The organism is Paradesertivirga mongoliensis (assembly GCF_024436395.1).
GTDB classification, from domain to species: domain Bacteria; phylum Bacteroidota; class Bacteroidia; order Sphingobacteriales; family Sphingobacteriaceae; genus Paradesertivirga; species Paradesertivirga mongoliensis.
The window spans coordinates 617081-633999 of record NZ_JAFMZO010000002.1 but is presented as its reverse complement, the minus strand read 5'-3'; the positions used below and the strand labels follow the sequence as shown (position 1 = coordinate 633999).

The 16919-nt window shown below is 43.3% G+C and carries 20 protein-coding genes; 15 read left to right on the top strand and 5 right to left on the bottom strand.

All coding sequences use genetic code 11. The annotated features are described in order from the left end of the window. The first annotated feature begins 157 nt into the window (after positions 1 to 157). From J3P43_RS08940 to J3P43_RS08930, 3 genes are all read left to right on the top strand, one after another. Positions 158 to 2314, top strand: coding sequence for a hypothetical protein (locus tag J3P43_RS08940; RefSeq protein ID WP_255901314.1), 2157 nt, complete (start codon positions 158 to 160; stop codon positions 2312 to 2314). Between the two features lie 158 nt (positions 2315 to 2472). Further along, positions 2473 to 2898: a DUF1810 domain-containing protein gene (locus J3P43_RS08935; protein ID WP_255901312.1), complete on the top strand. Its 426-nt coding sequence runs from the start codon at positions 2473 to 2475 to the stop codon at positions 2896 to 2898. A 121-nt stretch (positions 2899 to 3019) separates the two neighbouring features. Continuing rightward, the gene (locus tag J3P43_RS08930) at positions 3020 to 3472 is read left to right on the top strand and encodes a DUF1569 domain-containing protein (protein ID WP_255901310.1); all 453 of its coding nucleotides are present in this window, start codon (positions 3020 to 3022) and stop codon (positions 3470 to 3472) included. Positions 3473 to 3512: 40 nt separating this feature from the next. Here J3P43_RS08930 and J3P43_RS08925 read toward each other — a convergent pair whose 3' ends face one another. Further along, positions 3513 to 3923 carry a BLUF domain-containing protein gene (locus tag J3P43_RS08925; protein WP_255901309.1) on the bottom strand — a complete coding sequence of 137 codons (411 nt, stop codon included), beginning with the start codon at positions 3921 to 3923 and terminating at the stop codon, positions 3513 to 3515. A gap of 186 nt (positions 3924 to 4109) precedes the next feature. Between J3P43_RS08925 and J3P43_RS19690 the strand changes: the two genes are divergently transcribed. After that, positions 4110 to 4979 carry a M23 family metallopeptidase gene (locus J3P43_RS19690; protein ID WP_369414784.1) on the top strand — a complete coding sequence of 290 codons (870 nt, stop codon included), beginning with the start codon at positions 4110 to 4112 and terminating at the stop codon, positions 4977 to 4979. A 51-nt stretch (positions 4980 to 5030) separates the two neighbouring features. Here J3P43_RS19690 and J3P43_RS08915 read toward each other — a convergent pair whose 3' ends face one another. Continuing rightward, positions 5031 to 5306: a GntR family transcriptional regulator gene (locus J3P43_RS08915; protein WP_255901308.1), complete on the bottom strand. Its 276-nt coding sequence runs from the start codon at positions 5304 to 5306 to the stop codon at positions 5031 to 5033. Positions 5307 to 5739: 433 nt separating this feature from the next. On the opposite strand from J3P43_RS08915, the gene J3P43_RS08910 reads away from it, so the two are divergent. After that, positions 5740 to 6099, top strand: a complete 360-nt coding sequence (locus tag J3P43_RS08910) for a hypothetical protein (RefSeq protein WP_255901306.1) — start codon at positions 5740 to 5742, stop codon at positions 6097 to 6099. 142 nt (positions 6100 to 6241) lie between these two features. On the opposite strand, the gene J3P43_RS08905 is transcribed toward J3P43_RS08910, so the two are convergent. Together J3P43_RS08905 and J3P43_RS08900 are read right to left on the bottom strand one after the other, a co-directional pair. Further along, complete coding sequence (locus tag J3P43_RS08905; RefSeq protein WP_255901305.1) at positions 6242 to 7561, bottom strand: acetylxylan esterase; 1320 nt, start codon at positions 7559 to 7561, stop codon at positions 6242 to 6244. Between the two features lie 70 nt (positions 7562 to 7631). After that, positions 7632 to 8048, bottom strand: a complete 417-nt coding sequence (locus J3P43_RS08900) for a hypothetical protein (protein ID WP_255901304.1) — start codon at positions 8046 to 8048, stop codon at positions 7632 to 7634. Between the two features lie 97 nt (positions 8049 to 8145). On the opposite strand from J3P43_RS08900, the gene J3P43_RS08895 reads away from it, so the two are divergent. From J3P43_RS08895 to J3P43_RS08880, 4 genes are all read left to right on the top strand, one after another. Beyond that, positions 8146 to 8547, top strand: a complete 402-nt coding sequence (locus J3P43_RS08895) for a hypothetical protein (protein WP_255901303.1) — start codon at positions 8146 to 8148, stop codon at positions 8545 to 8547. A 128-nt stretch (positions 8548 to 8675) separates the two neighbouring features. Next, complete coding sequence (locus tag J3P43_RS08890; RefSeq protein ID WP_255901301.1) at positions 8676 to 8897, top strand: hypothetical protein; 222 nt, start codon at positions 8676 to 8678, stop codon at positions 8895 to 8897. Positions 8898 to 9148: 251 nt separating this feature from the next. Then, positions 9149 to 10036 carry a dienelactone hydrolase family protein gene (locus J3P43_RS08885; protein ID WP_255901300.1) on the top strand — a complete coding sequence of 296 codons (888 nt, stop codon included), beginning with the start codon at positions 9149 to 9151 and terminating at the stop codon, positions 10034 to 10036. Positions 10037 to 10044: 8 nt separating this feature from the next. Next, positions 10045 to 10401 carry a glyoxalase superfamily protein gene (locus J3P43_RS08880; protein ID WP_255901298.1) on the top strand — a complete coding sequence of 119 codons (357 nt, stop codon included), beginning with the start codon at positions 10045 to 10047 and terminating at the stop codon, positions 10399 to 10401. Positions 10402 to 10408: 7 nt separating this feature from the next. On the opposite strand, the gene J3P43_RS08875 is transcribed toward J3P43_RS08880, so the two are convergent. Further along, positions 10409 to 12025, bottom strand: a complete 1617-nt coding sequence (locus tag J3P43_RS08875; RefSeq protein WP_255901295.1) for a glycoside hydrolase family 28 protein — start codon at positions 12023 to 12025, stop codon at positions 10409 to 10411. 197 nt (positions 12026 to 12222) lie between these two features. On the opposite strand from J3P43_RS08875, the gene J3P43_RS08870 reads away from it, so the two are divergent. From J3P43_RS08870 to J3P43_RS08845, 6 genes are all read left to right on the top strand, one after another. Further along, a complete protein-coding gene (locus tag J3P43_RS08870; protein WP_255901293.1) occupies positions 12223 to 12747 on the top strand; it encodes a DUF4402 domain-containing protein in 525 nt (174 codons plus the stop codon). Positions 12748 to 13268: 521 nt separating this feature from the next. Further along, on the top strand, positions 13269 to 14003 hold the full coding sequence (locus tag J3P43_RS08865) for a S1 family serine peptidase (protein WP_255901291.1): 735 nt from the start codon (positions 13269 to 13271) through the stop codon (positions 14001 to 14003). Positions 14004 to 14241: 238 nt separating this feature from the next. Next, the gene (locus tag J3P43_RS08860; protein ID WP_255901289.1) at positions 14242 to 14640 is read left to right on the top strand and encodes a hypothetical protein; all 399 of its coding nucleotides are present in this window, start codon (positions 14242 to 14244) and stop codon (positions 14638 to 14640) included. A gap of 102 nt (positions 14641 to 14742) precedes the next feature. After that, entirely contained in the window at positions 14743 to 15144 is a 402-nt protein-coding gene (locus tag J3P43_RS08855) for an energy transducer TonB (protein ID WP_255901287.1), read from the top strand. Between the two features lie 127 nt (positions 15145 to 15271). Then, positions 15272 to 15706: a hypothetical protein gene (locus J3P43_RS08850; protein ID WP_255901286.1), complete on the top strand. Its 435-nt coding sequence runs from the start codon at positions 15272 to 15274 to the stop codon at positions 15704 to 15706. Positions 15707 to 16100: 394 nt separating this feature from the next. After that, positions 16101 to 16619, top strand: a complete 519-nt coding sequence (locus J3P43_RS08845; RefSeq protein ID WP_255901284.1) for a hypothetical protein — start codon at positions 16101 to 16103, stop codon at positions 16617 to 16619. Positions 16620 to 16919: the final 300 nt, after the last annotated feature.

Genomic DNA, 16919 nt, shown 5'->3' with positions numbered 1-16919 from the left:
CATTGTTAAATTGGTTGCTCAAGATAGGTATAGATTTCTTGTTTCGGAAAGAGCGAATCGCATCTCGTAACAATACGGCGACATCCCGGGCTTAATGAACAAACGCCGGGGCATTTAATGGCCCCTTTCCTTAGATTTGGTTATAAGCATTTTTCCAATGTCGCGAACCTTAAATAAGCTATTCCGAAACTCTCTCCCCGCTCTTATTATTTGTATTCTGCTATCGCTGATATCCGAAATCGCAGACGCTCAACAAATAGACCGCTTCAAACTGGTTAACAGGCACAATGTGGTTCTTCGGCAGATAGACCCGCTGGCTCCTTTGTCGGTGGGTAATGGTGATTTTGCATTTACTGCAGATATTACCGGAATGCAAACTTTCGAAAATTATTATCATGAGAACGGGATACCACTCGAAACGCTTTCCAACTGGGTATGGCATTCTTTTCCTAACCCCCAGAATTTAAAACTGGAGGATGCTATGAAGGAAATTGACTTCCATGGCCGAAAGATTGCCTACGCGAGTTTGGAAAAAAGCGTTGCAGGAGAGTATTACAGGCAAAATCCGCATCCGGTTCCCCTCGGGCAGATCAGCCTGGTGCAGGAAAATGGTAGGGCGCTGACCATGTCGGCGCTTAGCCACATCGATCAAAAACTCGATATCTGGAAAGGCTTAATTTCCAGTTCATACCAGGTAAACGGATCTCCGGTTCTGGTAGAAACGGTAAGCAGCCCCGATAGGAGTATGGTAGCGTTCAAAATTCGATCCGGACTTTTAAAAAGCGGCAGATTAAAACCCGCGTTTAAATTTCCCTATTCGTACGACTTGAGAACCAAAAATAAGCCGCCTTTCGATTGGACTAAGCCCTCGCTTCATCAAACCAGTATATTAAGTCGGACAGCCAATTCGGTGTTGCTGAAACGCGAGATCGGGGAGACCGTATATTACGTAGCACTCAGTTGGAAGGGGAAGGCAAAGTTTATAGAGGGTGTAAAGCACCATTTTTATCTGGATGCCGCAGGTAGCGATAGTTTGGAGCTGGTTTGTGAGTTCTCTCCTGTTGAAGGGAAGGGAGAACTCCTGGCTTTCAGTTCGGTGAAAGAAGCCAGCGCTGCCTCCTGGAAAAACTACTGGACGAAGGGAGGGGCGGTGGATCTGTCGGAAAGTACAGATCCCAGGGCAGCAGAATTGGAAAGGAGAATAGTGCTTTCGCAATACCTGATGAAGGTAAACTATGCCGGATCTTTTCCTCCGCAGGAAACCGGTCTCACTCACATCAGCTGGTATGGAAAGCATAATTCTGAGGTGTATTGGTGGCATGCAGCCCAGTTCTACCAGTGGAATCGTACAGAACTGCTGGAAAAAGGCTTTAACTGGTATCAAACGATTTTACCGAGGGCAATTACCCAGGCAAAAACAGAAGGCTTCGAGGGCGCCCGCTGGCCTAAAATGGCAGGGATCGATGGCAGAACCACGCCCGGCTCTATAAACCCGTTTATCATATGGAACCAGCCCAATCCAATTTACCTGGCCGAGCTGGTTTATCGTGAGCATAGGGATACCGCCACCTTAAATAAATACCGGGATATTGTGTTTGAATCGGCGAAGTTTCTGGCTTCCTATGCTTTCTATGATAAAAAAACCGACCGGTATATTCTTGGTCCGCCGGTTAAAAGTGTAAATGAAAGTACAGAAGAAAACACGACTCAAAACCCGAGCTTTGAGCTGGTTCAGTGGTATTATGGCTTACAGGTTGCTCAAGACTGGCGCGAGCGTTTGGGCATGCCACGGGAAAAACATTGGGATGATATCCTTAATAAATTATCCAGGCTTACCGTGCAGGGGGACAAATATGTAGAGATGGAAACCGACCCGGATATGTACAGCGGTACTGGTGGTTTTTCATCGGCGATGATTATGGCCCTCGGATATCTTCCGCAAACGCCGATGGTCGACAAACAGATTATGTCTAATACCTTTAATGCCATTTACGAGCGAAATGGATTAAGAAGTTTTGTAAGCTGGAGCCTGGGGAAGGGCGCAATGACTGCTGCCCGGTTGGGTGAACAGAAAAAAGCAGTGGATATTTTGTGCAATACGTCGCACGGTGCGGTATTCTTAAAAAATGGCCACGTACAACGAGCCAAAGAACCTTTGGGTTATGCGGCTTATTTGCCGGCAAACAGCGCTTTTTTGGCGGCCGTGGCTTTGATGGCGGCCGGTTGGGATGGTGCTCCGCCTGTTAATGCGCCGGGCTTTCCGCAGGATGGTACCTGGAAAGTGAGAGTAGAGAATATGAATAAGCTTCCCTGATGCTTAGACGTGTTTAGATTTATAATTTCTCATGGTAATGAAGTCTGACTACTTTGAATTGTATGTCAGAGTTTAAGTATATGCACTATCTCTCAACATCTTTTAGGTTTTTGTGTTGGTGTTAAGCGAATTGCATATAGCGTTCAGCAAAACACTTTATGTTATCCAATAGCCTGCATCGTTTTTATGAGGCACAGAAAGATGTGTATCAGACCGCTCTAAATGAAATACGTAGCGGAAAAAAGCAGACGCACTGGATGTGGTTTATATTTCCTCAATTGGCCGGTCTGGGGCGTACCGAAACCTCTAAATTTTATGCGATACGTGATCTGGCGGAGGCTGAACTTTATTTGAAAGATGCTGTTCTGGGGGATAGGCTTATAGAGATAAGCAGAGCGCTATTAGATATTAAAGGCAAGTCAGCATACGAAATACTTGGGAGTCCTGATGACTTGAAATTGCGATCCAGTATGACGTTGTTTAGCCTGGTTAAAAATTGCGACCCGGTATTTTCGCAGATACTTCAGCGTTATTTTTCGGGTAAAGTGGATGAGACGACCTTGCGCCTGCTTAGAAAAATATAGATTTCCGCATTCATTGCTGTACCCTTGTGAATTGTCGAGATCCAGGCATGATGACATTACATATGATTAATTTCAATTTTCCTGATATATTTAGCATCTCGGTAGCATATTAGGAAGACTAATGAAAAATATATTCGAACCCGCCATTGCTCAAGAAGTTATTGAACGTATTAACAAGCTTACGCCGGATTCCAGGCCCTTATGGGGAAAGATGACTGTGGCGCAAATGCTGGCGCATTGTAACGTAACCTACGAGTTGGTTTATGACGATAAGCATAAGAAGCCAAATGCGTTGATGAGGTTTCTCTTAAAAACGTTTGTGAAGAATAAAGTAGTAACAGAACTACCATACAAACAAAATAACCCGACGGCTCCCTTCTTTGTTATCAAGGATGGAAAAGATTTTGAATTAGAAAAAAAGCGGTTAATAGATTACATCAACAAAACTCAACAATTAGGTGCAGGGCATTTCGATAAGAAGGAATCATTTTCCTTCGGTATTCTATCTGCTGGTGAGTGGAATAATATGTTTTACAAGCATCTCGACCATCATTTGAATCAGTTTGGAGTTTAGAGCCTAATGAAAAACAGGTAGTCTGCTTTCCCATTCTCCCTTACAGTGTAGGATCCGACTTTCCGCGCAGCAGATTAAAGAGTGATACCAGGTCTGAGGCACCGGCACTACCTGGCTTGTAAATATCTTTATAAGCGGGCTCTTTTGCGATGTCTTCATTAGAAACCAATCTGAAGCTCATAGACCAGCCGGGGAATAATCGATTCTCAGCAGGCCCTTCTTTTAAAGTATACACGTTACGGTGTCGGTTGTCGGCACAGATATCTGCATAAAGGCGCTTTACTTCTTTCTCATCGCCTTCAAGGAGCTGAAGAAATTTTTTGTCGAAATACAGAAGCATACCCGTGATGTCCATTGTCTTATTTCGTTCACGCGACTGTGCCAGAAGAAGCTTTAAAGTTTCTTCTGGCATGGGGTTGACTGCTTCGCTGCGGTAAATCAAAAAATACATAGTCGAAGATAAAAAATTAATTGATTTGCGCGCATATGCTGTTAGACGCCCGACACTTCGTCGTTTTGAACGCCAGATCTGCTTTATTAGAAATTCTCTAAACCCCGAGATGTTTTCAAAGAAAAATTCTCAAAAAATCGTATCATTTTATCCCTTTATTTCGTTTACATTCCCGAGAGTTTTAGAGTGAAGAGAAGTATTAAAGTATTTAGGTTCAAAGTCTTAAATGCATCCTTAGTCGGCAGAAAGCTGCCTGTGTTTTTCATGTTTCTTATCCATGCGTTTTATGCTTCTGCGAGCAGCGGCATTAACGAACGAACCAGGTTTTCTTCCCATCAGGTTTCGGCCGATTCGGTGGTTTTATCCTTTGATAATGATCTTTCCATCCCGGTAACGGTTAACTTATCTTTAGCATTAGATAATCTCGAAGGCGAGTACATGTCTGACTTTACAGTTACCGTTCCTGCTAAAAGGAGGAGATATCCTTTGGCCAGATTTAAAAAACCTGAACCCGCAAAGCCGTACCAATGTTCTTATACATGGAAAATCGTGATGGGGGATGTTTCACAGGTGCCTGATCTCGATTATTTATATCTTTTGCCCTTTCAAAAACGGAGTTCTTACAAGGTATCTCAGGGGCCTGGAGGTGCAATCAGTCACAAGGATATTTTTGCCTACGATTTCGCCATGCCTGTGGGTACTCCTATTATTGCTGCAAGAGATGGGATTATAGCAGCCGTAAAATCTGACTCTTCTATAGGCGGACCGTTTTCTGTTTACGCGAATGATGCGAACTTCATCTCTATCTATCACACCGACGGAACTATTGCCAATTATTTCCATCTAAAAAAGGACGGGGTTGTAGTAAAAGAAGGGCAGGAGGTGAAAAGGGGAGACTTGATAGGATATTCTGGCAGTACAGGTTTTTCAAGCGGTCCGCATTTGCATTTCGAGGTGGTTCGTCCGGGACCGGATTTTGAAAACAACCAATCTATTGTGTTTAATTGGGATACAAGCGGAACAGGATCCAAAAAAACAATCCGGGGTTATCGCTAGTTCAAGCTTTGCCCCGGATCTCATTTACCAAACAACCGTATCTTCTGTGCTTTAATTATATGTAAGTTCTTCCAGCACTATTTCTTCTTCTTTCTGGACGAAGTAGGCATTGCCTATTTTTGTCATATATCCCTCTTTCGCCAATAGCCAGTATGCTCTTTCAACCGTTGTGCGTGAGAGTGAATTATCTATTTCAATTCGCCTCATGGGTGGTATGCGATTATCTGCGTCGAATCTCCCGTTTAGGATTTCCTTCCTGATAAGTCCCTTAACCTGCAAGAACAGAGGAACTGGCGACGCGGGATCTATTGCAAGTTTCACAGTCATGTCATTCTTTTTTTGTTTTCCGATAGATTCGATCCTGGTAGTAGTGAAGCACTGGTGCTCTGCTGTGATATACTTCCCTGACCGCGGTCTGCAACCTAGTTTTGTAAGCTACAAACATACCCGAATATGACTTCCTGAGCTTTTGAAAATTGACAGAATGTTTCTACTTATTGGTGTTTTTGATTGTTAAGGGCGCGAATTTCCCCCAATCCGGATTGAATCTGTTGGTGGGTTGCCTTCGTTTATATGCTGTCGAAATTAATTTGAAAGCGTAACCAATGTTTTCCAAATCAGGCAAGGAATTTGATATAATAATTACTGCCATCAGCGCTTCAGGGCCGGGTCCGCTTAATTGAAAACGGCCGCAGGGGGGCTTTGACATCTGCGATATTTATCGTGGACGCTTTATCGAACCAGATTAACCATTTAAGCCATGAAAACGATCATTTTGTCATCTATACTCGCCTTGTCGGTAACCTGTGCTGCAGGGCAAAATAAAAAAGATACCATCCGGCTCAAAGCCGATATTGAGGCTCTTAGTCAGGGCAGGGATGTGAAAAGCAATAAACGTCAAAGTATTGTGAGAAGCCGGGTGCCAAAGGTCCAGGTAGACACGGTAGCACTAAAAACCGGAAGAAGGTCGCCTACGCCCTCTAATCCGAACAATCCGAACCCCCATGAACCGGTGCCGAGCGTAATGAACGCCGAGCCGCCTGCCCGGGCTGCTTCTCATCCGGCGACACCTGCGGGCACACCTACCGGCGCGGGTGGGCCGCCTAAGAAAAAACAATAATAGTCATAGCCTTGATGTGGAATATAAATCATCATTGGTAATAGACGAAGACTAGATATGCGAAAACTTTCCGCAGCTATAAGTCTCCAAAAGTTCAGAACTTTTGGAAACTTGGCCTTTCGGTGGAATCAATCTACTGATTTTACTTCCGGAGAGGTTTTACCTGTTTCTTCAGCCATTCGATAGATTTCTGATTAGTCTCGCCAAACCTCCAGTGTCCTGAGATTGGAGTAATCTCTATTGTCTTGGGCGCCTTGATGGAGTTTACTACCGCGAATACTGAAGAAGGTGGCGTTACCTGATCGTTATATCCCCATGAGTAAAATCCCGGAACGGAAAGGTTTTTCGCGAAATTAACCACATCGTAATATCCGAGTGTACGGATTTTTTCCGGGGTGTTGTGCTTCAGGGCGTTGTTCGCATTCAGCAAGTGAGGCCATCCGCCTGCCCGGCCTTGCAGGTAGCCAGTAATATCCGAAAGGGCAGGGTAGAAGGCTGATACAGCGGTAACTCGTTTATCCAGGGCGGCAGTAACAATTGCTAACGCTCCTCCCTGGCTGCCCCCGGTTACCAGTACATTTTTGCCATCGAACTCTGGCAAACTGCATAGATAATCAATGGCCCTAAGGCAGCCGAGATAAACCCTCTTGTAATAATAGTTGTCTCTGTCGTCGAGTTTGTAGGCCGTGTAATCGCCAAAGGCGTTCGAGATATTGGTATAGGTTTCTTTATCCAGCAAAGGCGAGAGGCCGTGAATTTCGGAGCTGAATGTAATGAATCCTTGTGAGGCGAGCGAGAAATTGGGAGCAATGGCTTTAATGCCCGCACCCGGCGGTTCGAAGATGACAGGATATTTTCCAGGTGTTTTAGGTTTACACAAATAGCCATATAAACGCTGTCCGGCTTTATAGTTTTGCAGATTTACCAGATAAACATCTACGGTGGAAGTGGACAGGTCGGGCATATAGCTCAGTCGTGTATCCATCGGTATTTTGGACGATTCATCCATTGCCTTGGCCCAGAACTGGGTAAAATCATCAGGCATTGTTATCGCAGGGAGAATCTGTTCAGGCGAAAAAGCTAAAGTAACTTCGCCAGTGTAAGAATGATTGTTTACCAATGCGGTTACCAGCACACGCCTGAAGCCTGGCTGCCGACTGGTACCCGCGTTTATCTTTCCGCGGCCGTTTTCTAATGTTAATTTTTCGCGCTTATCGGTGGGCAACAGCTGAGGGCCGGCCTCCAAGCTTACCTGGGCATTCTGCACGGGGACGCCATACTTTAATACAGTGATCTCGACGGTCGCGTCTTCATTTGTTTTATAGTTCCAGTCGTCGTGGTCCGGTCGCAGGATCACGTCAACCATTTTTATTGGTGCAGGCGATTGTGCATTCGCGGAAATTCCTGATACCTGGAGAAAGAGAAACAGCAGTACAAGTCGACTGAAATATTTTGTAAGCATATTTTTTTGTGATACAGGGCTTTGTGTGCCTGGCTGCTCAATTTAGCACTTTTTCTTCAATTCCCTGTGGCTAACGATTTCTGCTTGTTTTAAAAGGATATCTGACAAGGACAGTTTGCCCCATGGCGCCTTTCTCGTATTTTGCTATGCAGACTTCTTCGTATTGCTTGTCGAAACTGCCGTCCGCGGGTGATAATGACCGGGGAGCGGGCTTTTGATCCAGGAAATAGAATACTTGAGTCTTCCCGTATTTTGTATGCGGCATGTAGTTGCCATAAGTTTCCATTTCGGACCAAACGGTGTCACTAACAGATACTGCATAGATTCTCAACACCGGGCCGGTATTTTGTTCGTTCCGATAAAATGCCAGTTCTTTGAAATTACCATTCAGATCTTCACCTGCTGGTAGCGAAAGCGATTCGTACACCATATACAGTATTATAAGACCGCTAAGAGATAATAGGAGATATTTACGTCTGATGGGCATGATCACGGTTAAGGCCAGCAAAGGTAGGCATAATCACTAAGGCTACCGAAAGGGTTTTGATTCCGAATTATTATATTTATCGCTAAAATTTATATTAATGAAAAGATTTGTTATTCTCCTGTCCTTTATGATTGTGTCTGCCGCTTCGTATGCTCAAAAGAAGTTTAATGGCACATTTTCCAATGGATACAAAGGTGCGAAGATCTCCTTTGAACTGTCGAAAGATGGGAAGACCATAGAAAACCTGACTTTTACAGGTTATTGGAGATGCGGTTCAAGTACAGAACAGATTACCGCCGGGCCCGAAAAAAGTATCCCGGTAAAGGGGGGCAAGGTGCAGGCCATTATTGTTGATCCTGAAAACGGCGGTTCTTCAGCTTTTCGATTTGAAATTGACGGCATCATAAAGGGTAATGCAGCTCAGGGGACGTTCAGGATGAGTATCACGGGTTTGAGTTGCGATACCTACAAACTCAACTGGACCGCAAGTTCTAAATAATATCCGGGAGCTGAAATGGCTAAGCTTGAGTACCAGTAGATTAAATTATAGTTTTTGTAAAATTTAATACTATATATTAAAAAAGTTTCCTCTAACTTTGCCTCACAATGCTCTCAGATATGGAACAAATGCCAAAAGAAATTCAAGAAAAAATTGAATCACTCGAAAACTCTGTAACCCAAAAGCAGCTGGCCTTCCAGGAAATTGATAATAAACTATTTGGTTCGGATAATTCAGACGACCCGTCTTTATTGAAAGATTACGTTAAGGTAAAGAAGGAACTGGATAGTGCTGTAGAGAGCCATATTTTATTTTTTAAGTCTATCACTTCATCGGATCAGAAGAATTAGATCCGGGCCGTCGACGGCCTGCCGAGAAAACCTTAACGCGAACAGTGGTTTAATCTATTAAATGCTGCCAGCCTCTTGCCTTTTGCGCAGAAAGCCTTAGTTCAATTGATCAAATTGTTACATAGCTGCCGTTTAAGCGTTTGGATTATTCGATTACTTTCTGGTACATTAGTGTGGAGCCTGTATCGTGATGGAATGTGGCCCATTATAGCCGATACTTCTATCGTTTACAGACAATAAACCAAACTGCAATGAAAGAGATTAAAAAAGAAGACATCAGACAGGAAGTGTTTGACCTTTATGATGATTATGCCCACAATCGTTTGAACAGGCGCGACTTTGTTCAACAGCTATCTACGTATGCGGTGGGTGGCATCACCGTTGCCTCTCTTATGAGTTTTATAATGCCTGATTATAAAGGCGCACTCCAGATCAAAGCTGATGACCCGCGTTTGAAATCTGAATATATCAATTATCAATCCCCAAAAGGCGGGGGCAACATCAAAGCCTTGCTCTCAATGCCTGCTGATGCTAAGAAGAAGCTCGGAGGAATTATTGTTGTTCACGAAAACCGTGGTTTAAATCCGCATATCGAAGACGTAGCCAGGCGGGCGGCACTTGCAGGCTTTATTTCCATTGCGCCGGATGCGTTGAGTCCCCTGGGCGGCTATCCGGGTAACGATGATGAAGGCAGGACGCTGCAAAGCAAACGTAACCGGGATGAAATGCTGGAAGATTTTATCGCTGCGTATGATTATCTCAGGAACCACAAGAATTGCAACGGGAAAATTGGCGTTGTAGGTTTTTGTTTTGGAGGGGCGATAGCTAACTTAATGGCCGTTCGTATTCCAGACCTTGCAGCCGCTGTTCCTTTTTATGGCGGGCAGGCGCCTGTTGCCGATGTTCCTAAAATCAAGGCGCCGCTTATGTTGCATTATGCTGAGTTGGATACCAGGGTTAATGAGGGTTGGCCGGCTTACGAAGCGGCGCTGAAGGCTAATAACAAAGAATATACGGCCTATATATATCCCAAAACTAACCATGGCTTCCACAACGATACTACTCCTCGATACGACAAGGATGCTGCCGAATTAGCTTGGAAACGCACTATTGATTTTTTCGAAAAGAAGTTAAAGTAATCGGAAATATGAAATCGATCGAAATTATTTCTATCCCCGTAAGCGATCAGGCGAGAGCGAAAGAGTTTTACCTGAAGCTGGGTTTTGAAGTATTGGTAGAAGCGCCTTTTGAAGCTGGTAAAAAATGGATACAAATGGCATTTCCGGGGAGCAGCGTATCTATCACCTTAGTTACCTGGTTTGATAACATGCCCGCCGGATGTATAAACGGCTTTGTGATCAAAACAGAAAACCTTGCGGATGAGATACGGTCGCTTACAGCAAAAGGCGTTCAAGTCGGTGCAATCGATCAAACGCCCTGGGGGCAATTTGCCGCGGTGACTGATCCCGACGGCAACAGACTAAGCTTTCACGAGGGACGATAGGCCGCAATTACTTTTCCCAGGTTTTATCCGCCCAGCCTTTTGGCTTTTCCGGGATTGTGTTCTTGAACTTGATGTCGTCGGATAAAGGGCCTGTAATGGTGGTCACGACTTCCTTGCCAGGTACTTCGAATTTTACATTTTCGAAGGTAACGTTGCGGGCGTCAACCAATTGGATGAGTGAATCCTGACTGCGAATAATAGCATTTTTAATCAGAATGTCTTTAGCATCAATTGCCTTGATCAGGTTTCTGCTGGTTACATCGGCATTTTCTAGGCTAAAGTTGGTTAGTGGCGATTCAGGAATTCCGTCTATACGGATAAAGGTTTTTGATTTTTCGATGATAAAATCCTTCGCAATGATGTTTTTGAAAGCTGGCGTCAATCTGTTAACCGGGAGGGCCGGCAAGCGGGTAGCCAGTTCTCCTACATACATTTTACTGCCAAGCATGTCCCATCTAAATGCATCGTCGCGCAGATTCATTCGGATACGCTCGTAGTATAAATTTTCGCCGCCCCCGCCTCGTGGCCGGCGTGTCTTAAATCTTATCCCTACACCGGTATCATCAAAAACGGAGTCGTGAACGTATAAGTTCCGGATCATTCCGGCGGTTTCGCTGCCTACTGTAATTCCGCCGTGACCTTCTCTGGCCAGACAAAAACGTACCACCACGTTTTCGGTGGGTCTGTTCACACGCATTCCATCTTCTCCGCGGCCCGCTTTCATTGTAAAGCAATCGTCGCCGCAGCTCAGAGTACAATATTCAATTAAAACGTTTCTGCTCGACTCGATGTCGATCCCATCTCCGCGTGGTATGCCCACCGAATTCACCGTTACGCCGCGAATGATCACCCCATCACAATAAACGGGAACGATGTTCCAAAAAGGAGTGTTTTCGAGTGTAATCCCTTCAATCAAAACATTTTTGCAATTGGTTGGAGAGATAAACATGGGTAGAAATATGAATTCGTTATTATAGCCTTCGTACACCCGTTCCCGAACAGGCTTGTCATGAGGTACCACATTTTCAATCACATCCACATTCATCACCCTTTTTCTGACAGGCGAATCCTTGGGAGGTCCAACTAATTTTCCTTTGCCTGTAATGGCGATATTTTCCTGGTTATTGGCGTAGATACAGGCTCCGAGCGACATCACTTCGACTCCTTCATTTCGCGTGAATACTGCGGGCCGGTAGTCTTCAATCTCTCCGCTAAAGTGCAGTTCCGCACCTTCGTGCAAATGCAGGTTCACATTGCTTTTCAAACTAATCCTTCCGGTATTCCATTTTCCCGCGGGTACATTCACTGTTCCGCCGCCGAGGGCATGAAGATCATCAATAGCTGCCTGTATTTGTTTGGTGCTGATCACTCCTTGTTTAGCGCCTTTTTCAAGAATACTCATTTTGCGGTCGGGAAAGCTTGGTCTCTTGAGTTGAGGCATAGGGAAGGGGGCCTTAATTGGTGCAATCTCTGAAGGCAGGTTCAATGCTCCAACCTGCGAGATTGTAGGAATAGTTACTTTTGTAACATACTCCTGTTTTGGCGATAGTACTGAACAACTAAGTAGCGTGCTAAAAAGAACAGAGAACGCACTTAGTATTATTTTGTGGATCGATGTATTCATGATATAAAATAGCCTGCAATCTAGCAAAAACATCGCTTTACACGGGGCATGTAATCCGATTGTTATAGTTAAATCACCTTCTTGTATCCTGAGAAGGGAGACCCCGATCTTTTTATTGAAATTTTATCGCTTCTTTATTTGTTTCACAATCAATCAGTTAATAGCAGAATCTTTTTTAGCTTTACAGAGTAATTAACATGAAGACGTCTCTTAGTTTCTTTATTATAAACGCTTTGTTCTGCAGTGTTTTTAACCACGTGCAGGCACAGAGTTCTGCCGCAGCCGATGTTTCGGCCACCATAAGTACTCCAATTGCTATCGAGAAAATTTCGGGCAACGATTTGAACTTTGGAAATATAGCATCCGGAAAGTCGGCCGGTTTGGTGATTCTGAATACAAACGGTGTTCGTGTGTCAGAAGGAGGAGCCACGCTGCCAGCCAGTACAGGAGCGGTTAGCGTTGCCGAATTTCTGGTAACGGGAGAGCCCCTCTATTCGTTTTCCATCACTTTGCCCTCAAATCCTATCACTATAGTAAACTCCGTTAATCCGGCTGAAACGATGATAGTCGACCGGTTTATTAGCTCGCCCGAAGCTACCGGTACGTTGCCTGGCGGTAAGCAGGTGCTTAAAATCGGAGCACGTTTACAAATTAACCCCGGGCAAGCCCCTGGAGTTTATATATCCGCTTTGCCGTTTAATGTCACGGTTAATTACAACTAAAGAATCTGGGTTTTATCGTCAGAAAGTGCCATTCTGCTGCTTCCTTTTGGATCTTGTGCCTATACTGCCAGAGTGTCCATGGCTATGGCTTATTCCCATCGCTTTACCCGGCCGAGTAATACAAACATTATCAGGAGATGGGCCAGAAAACACATGATATACCAGTCTGAAAATTGGAATAATATAGATGATATGGATATCACAACCACACAATATAAAAGCAAGCCTTTAATCAAAACGTTATCTGTTTTATTATCCTTTTAGGCTGATAGCACTTTTCAGCCTTTATGCCAAATGGAGTGCAAATTCGAAGCCAATGAGTTTTGAGCGCTTCAGGCCGCTTTTTTTATAAATAGCAGAGGAATTTGTTCTACATTAAATCTTGCTGAGGCATCAATGTCAATTAGTATTATACCCCTTCAATCGGAAATGAACAAAATGCAGCGCTTTCTCCGATAAGATTGTAATGGGTTTAGTTTTTGATTTGCTTTCTCTTATTTTAGCCCGCCAAGATCACTCTAATGAAATTTTCCTTCTTTCTGCTTTTGATTATATCCTTTGTCGGATGCTCTGGTCAGGAAAAAACCTCTAATAAGGTTTTTGAGCCCATCACTCTGGTAAATAATATTCAGTTTGAAGAGTCCAAATATGATCAACCTAAATTTAGCTGTGGTTTTTTGTTGAAATATAACGCAGATACTTTCGCTATAACTGCAAAACATTTGTTAAAGGTGATCAAACCGGATAATATGAAGCGCCTTGTGTTAAACGGGAGCGTGAAAAGTTGGTCTTTGTATCCGCTGGACGATGTCGGTCGGAGCGTAAAAACGGGAAAGCTTTTAAACGAGGATCTGACGGAGTCATTGGACGCTAAATCCTCTTACAACGAAGACTGGTTGGTGTTTTCAATTCAATCAAATAACGCTATCGTCAAGCCTCTTGAAATTCGAACTTCTCCGTTAAACAAAGGTGAAAAGCTCTATGTTGTAGGGTGGACACGCAAAATGGAAGGCGGAGCGCAGAGGGTTTATGAATTTGAATATTTCAAAACTATCGGCAACAGAATACTGCTTAAAGATCTAGTCGTTCCCGGCCAGTTTGGGGGCCTAAGCGGCGCACCTGTAATAGACGAGAGAGGTGCAGTAGTTGGACTTGTATCAAACGGCACGGTGGACCCCGAAACAGACAAAAAATATTTTTCGCCATGCTCCATTAGCGGCTTGGCTTCGTTTTTAGATGCATTGATTAAGAAATAGCTAGCAGACGCTGGTCAATCTGGTAGTTTATCCTCTTATTATTCAAAACCCTGCTTGTTTATCAGATTCGGAGTTATGTTAGACTTTTATTGATTTTTCGGGCACTAAAATTTGAGATAATAATAACCTATTTTTCAAATTTACGTACGAGCTAAAAGTGTAAATTAGACGTGGCTTATTACGATTTTCTAGTTTCATGTCAGGGAAGTTTTAAAAATAAAAATTAGTCGTTTTAGAAATGAAATCAGTTCGGAAAGTTGAAAATATTCACATTTTTCTATGGTTGTTAAAGGATAGCTGCTGGGTTATGGATTTTCAAAAACTAGGAGTTTTTATGATCATGCCAACGGTATTGGTTGCTTTTTTTATTACTTACCGGACCAGAAGTATTAAGACCGAGCTGTTTCATAATATAGCCGTTTGCTGTTGGGTACTGGCAAATAGCGTTTGGATGATCGGTGAGTTCTTTTACGACGATACGACCCGTCCGTACGCCACGGCTTTCTTTGTAACGGGCGTACTAGTGATGACTTACTATTACCTGTTTCTGCACTTTAAGCCGGTTGCCGAAACCGCGGACGTTGGCGTCGCTGATGCTAATATGACTAAATCTGCCGCTTTAGAGCCGGTTGAGTAATTCTGAAGGATGCTTCCGTTCTTCAGTTAAAAGCAAGCGTCCCTATCCAGGGGCGTTTCGGGTTGAATTACCAAATCTTATATTTGAGGTTTATACGATCTCATGAAGTGTATTGCCAAACTGGTTGTCTTTCTCCTTTGTTTTTCCGCTTCGTATTATTCTAGTGCGCAGGGCTTTGGTAATCCGGCACAAGCGCCAGTGTCGGTAGAGGTTATGCCTGAATTTCCCGGCGGAATACAGAGATTTTACCAATATATAGGCCAAAGCTATAAATATCCTGCAGCTGCGGTTAAAGCGCGGGTATCCGGCAGAATTCATATACAGTTTGTGATAGAGAAGGACGGCAGCGTTACCGATGTAAAAGTTTTAAAGGATTTGGGTTACGGTACCACCGAAGAAGCAGTCAGGGTGATAAAACGTTCGCCGAGATGGAAACCGGGAATTCAAAAAGGAAAAAAGGTCAGGGTATTATATACCTTGCCTTTAAATTTGCAACTGTCTTAAGGTCACGTTTAGGTCGAATTCAAACACTTTATATCACGGGGGTATCTTGATTTTTTATAGTCTATTTTTTAATAATGTAAACCAGCGAATTCATTTTCTGTTATAACAGCATTCTAAAAAAACGTCTATGAAAAATTTAATTATTGCGTTGATTGCCACAGTGTTATCAGTTAATGCGTATGGGCAAGCCGAAACACAGGATACTCTTCCTGTAGCGATTAGAAGCGACATGACAGCGAAGTTTGCAAATGCCTCTGCCATGGAATGGACTCTTGCCGATAGTATCTACACCGGCACGTTTACCTTAGATGGTCAGCGCCATTTGGTAGAATACACGGCGTCTGGCAAGTTGCGCCTGCATCGGTACGATCTGGCCAAAGCAGATTATCCCGCAACTGTTTTGGCACTGATTAAAAAGGATTATGCCAGCCATAAAATTGATGATATTGAACGGGTTGAACGGGATGGCGTAGTTACATTTGAAGCTGAACTGGATGGCTCGCCGGATTATTTAGTTGTTTTTGATTCTACAGGAAAGGTACTCTCTGTAAAAAAGGACTAAAAGTATTTGGTTGAACGTTAACGAAAGAGGGCGCTTAATCCGGATTTTCCTTTTACCATTAATATTTGGAAGTTAAGGGAGAAAACCAGATTAAGCGTCCTCTTTCTATTATAGTGGATTTGTTTGTTGATTAAATGTCGCGGTTTTGCCATCTAAACCTGACTGCGGGGAAAAGCCCGCGTGGACTGTTTTGTGCGGTTGATGGCGGCTTGTACCAAAAGGCAGGGCTGCAGGTGATTTGGAAACGCAAATAGATTTTCAATAATGCTTCTCTTGCAGTCTTACACCCTTACTTCATGAGATTAGCTTAAATGTTGGACTGCCCTGGTTAAATTTTTATAGTAACATTTATCTTTTAATTAAGTATAAGTGAGCACTATAACTCTAAAGTAAAATGACTTTATATTATTATAGCCGGGTAAGAATTTTATCTTTTACGCTGCCAATTTTTTCGTTACTTATGGGATTTGGGATTTATACCTATGTTCGAAGTAACGATATATGGGGTTTTTCTTTGAGTGCTTTTTTGATTTTTTCGGGACTGATCTTTATTATGTTATACCGCCGGATTATAGTGGCGGTTCTTAAGCGGAAACCGGCATTAAAAATTACGCCCTCAAAAATTGAATACCTTGGCACCCGACAATTTACCTGGGATGATATAGAATATTACCGGCTGATTAGAGGCGTGGTTAAGTCGTCCATCGAGATAAAACTTTATGATAATAAGGAAGATGCCATTAACTCCAATCGTACATTGAGAAGTTATTTCGATAAGTTTCCCCTGTTGTCTTTTAATAAAAGTATTCTGATTGTAGACTTAACCTTTATTATTGGAGCCAATGAATATATTGTGCAAACTTTTGAAAAGTACGATTTGATTGGCCAGGAAACCGAAAGAATTGCCAGCTAAAATATTAGCGTGGTTTTTTATGCACTATTTTTTTGATTGCAAGACCATCTTTACCCGCTCTGGTTCCACAGCCGATTGTGCCGGTATAAATTGATTTACTTCGGTTACCGGCTCTTAATTTTCTGATAACTTTCATCTCTTCCCATCTTCTGTTGTTTAGCCAATAGCTATGTTCATTGATAGCCGGTAAACCGAGCCAGGTGAGAATCTATGCGTGTGCCAAGGATATAAACAGAGTGCGGGGAAGCGGGCCATATTAATGGCTTGATGGGCTTTACAAATCGGTGATAGTTTTAGATT

Bases quoted from the DNA above. Each gene is read 5' to 3' on its own strand.
- J3P43_RS08855 (WP_255901287.1), top strand. From the start codon at position 14,743: ATGAAGTGTATTGCCAAACTGGTTGTCTTTCTCCTTTGTTTTTCCGCT.
- J3P43_RS08900 (WP_255901304.1), bottom strand. From the start codon at position 8,048: ATGCCCATCAGACGTAAATATCTCCTATTATCTCTTAGCGGTCTTATA.
- J3P43_RS08915 (WP_255901308.1), bottom strand. From the start codon at position 5,306: ATGACTGTGAAACTTGCAATAGATCCCGCGTCGCCAGTTCCTCTGTTC.
- J3P43_RS08860 (WP_255901289.1), top strand. From the start codon at position 14,242: ATGAAATCAGTTCGGAAAGTTGAAAATATTCACATTTTTCTATGGTTG.
- J3P43_RS08880 (WP_255901298.1), top strand. From the start codon at position 10,045: ATGAAATCGATCGAAATTATTTCTATCCCCGTAAGCGATCAGGCGAGA.
- J3P43_RS08935 (WP_255901312.1), top strand. From the start codon at position 2,473: ATGTTATCCAATAGCCTGCATCGTTTTTATGAGGCACAGAAAGATGTG.
- J3P43_RS08850 (WP_255901286.1), top strand. From the start codon at position 15,272: ATGAAAAATTTAATTATTGCGTTGATTGCCACAGTGTTATCAGTTAAT.
- J3P43_RS08910 (WP_255901306.1), top strand. From the start codon at position 5,740: ATGAAAACGATCATTTTGTCATCTATACTCGCCTTGTCGGTAACCTGT.
- J3P43_RS08890 (WP_255901301.1), top strand. From the start codon at position 8,676: ATGCCAAAAGAAATTCAAGAAAAAATTGAATCACTCGAAAACTCTGTA.
- J3P43_RS08875 (WP_255901295.1), bottom strand. From the start codon at position 12,025: ATGAATACATCGATCCACAAAATAATACTAAGTGCGTTCTCTGTTCTT.
- J3P43_RS08930 (WP_255901310.1), top strand. From the start codon at position 3,020: ATGAAAAATATATTCGAACCCGCCATTGCTCAAGAAGTTATTGAACGT.
- J3P43_RS08845 (WP_255901284.1), top strand. From the start codon at position 16,101: ATGACTTTATATTATTATAGCCGGGTAAGAATTTTATCTTTTACGCTG.
- J3P43_RS08905 (WP_255901305.1), bottom strand. From the start codon at position 7,561: ATGCTTACAAAATATTTCAGTCGACTTGTACTGCTGTTTCTCTTTCTC.
- J3P43_RS08885 (WP_255901300.1), top strand. From the start codon at position 9,149: ATGAAAGAGATTAAAAAAGAAGACATCAGACAGGAAGTGTTTGACCTT.
- J3P43_RS08925 (WP_255901309.1), bottom strand. From the start codon at position 3,923: ATGTATTTTTTGATTTACCGCAGCGAAGCAGTCAACCCCATGCCAGAA.
- J3P43_RS08870 (WP_255901293.1), top strand. From the start codon at position 12,223: ATGAAGACGTCTCTTAGTTTCTTTATTATAAACGCTTTGTTCTGCAGT.
- J3P43_RS08940 (WP_255901314.1), top strand. From the start codon at position 158: ATGTCGCGAACCTTAAATAAGCTATTCCGAAACTCTCTCCCCGCTCTT.
- J3P43_RS08865 (WP_255901291.1), top strand. From the start codon at position 13,269: ATGAAATTTTCCTTCTTTCTGCTTTTGATTATATCCTTTGTCGGATGC.
- J3P43_RS08895 (WP_255901303.1), top strand. From the start codon at position 8,146: ATGAAAAGATTTGTTATTCTCCTGTCCTTTATGATTGTGTCTGCCGCT.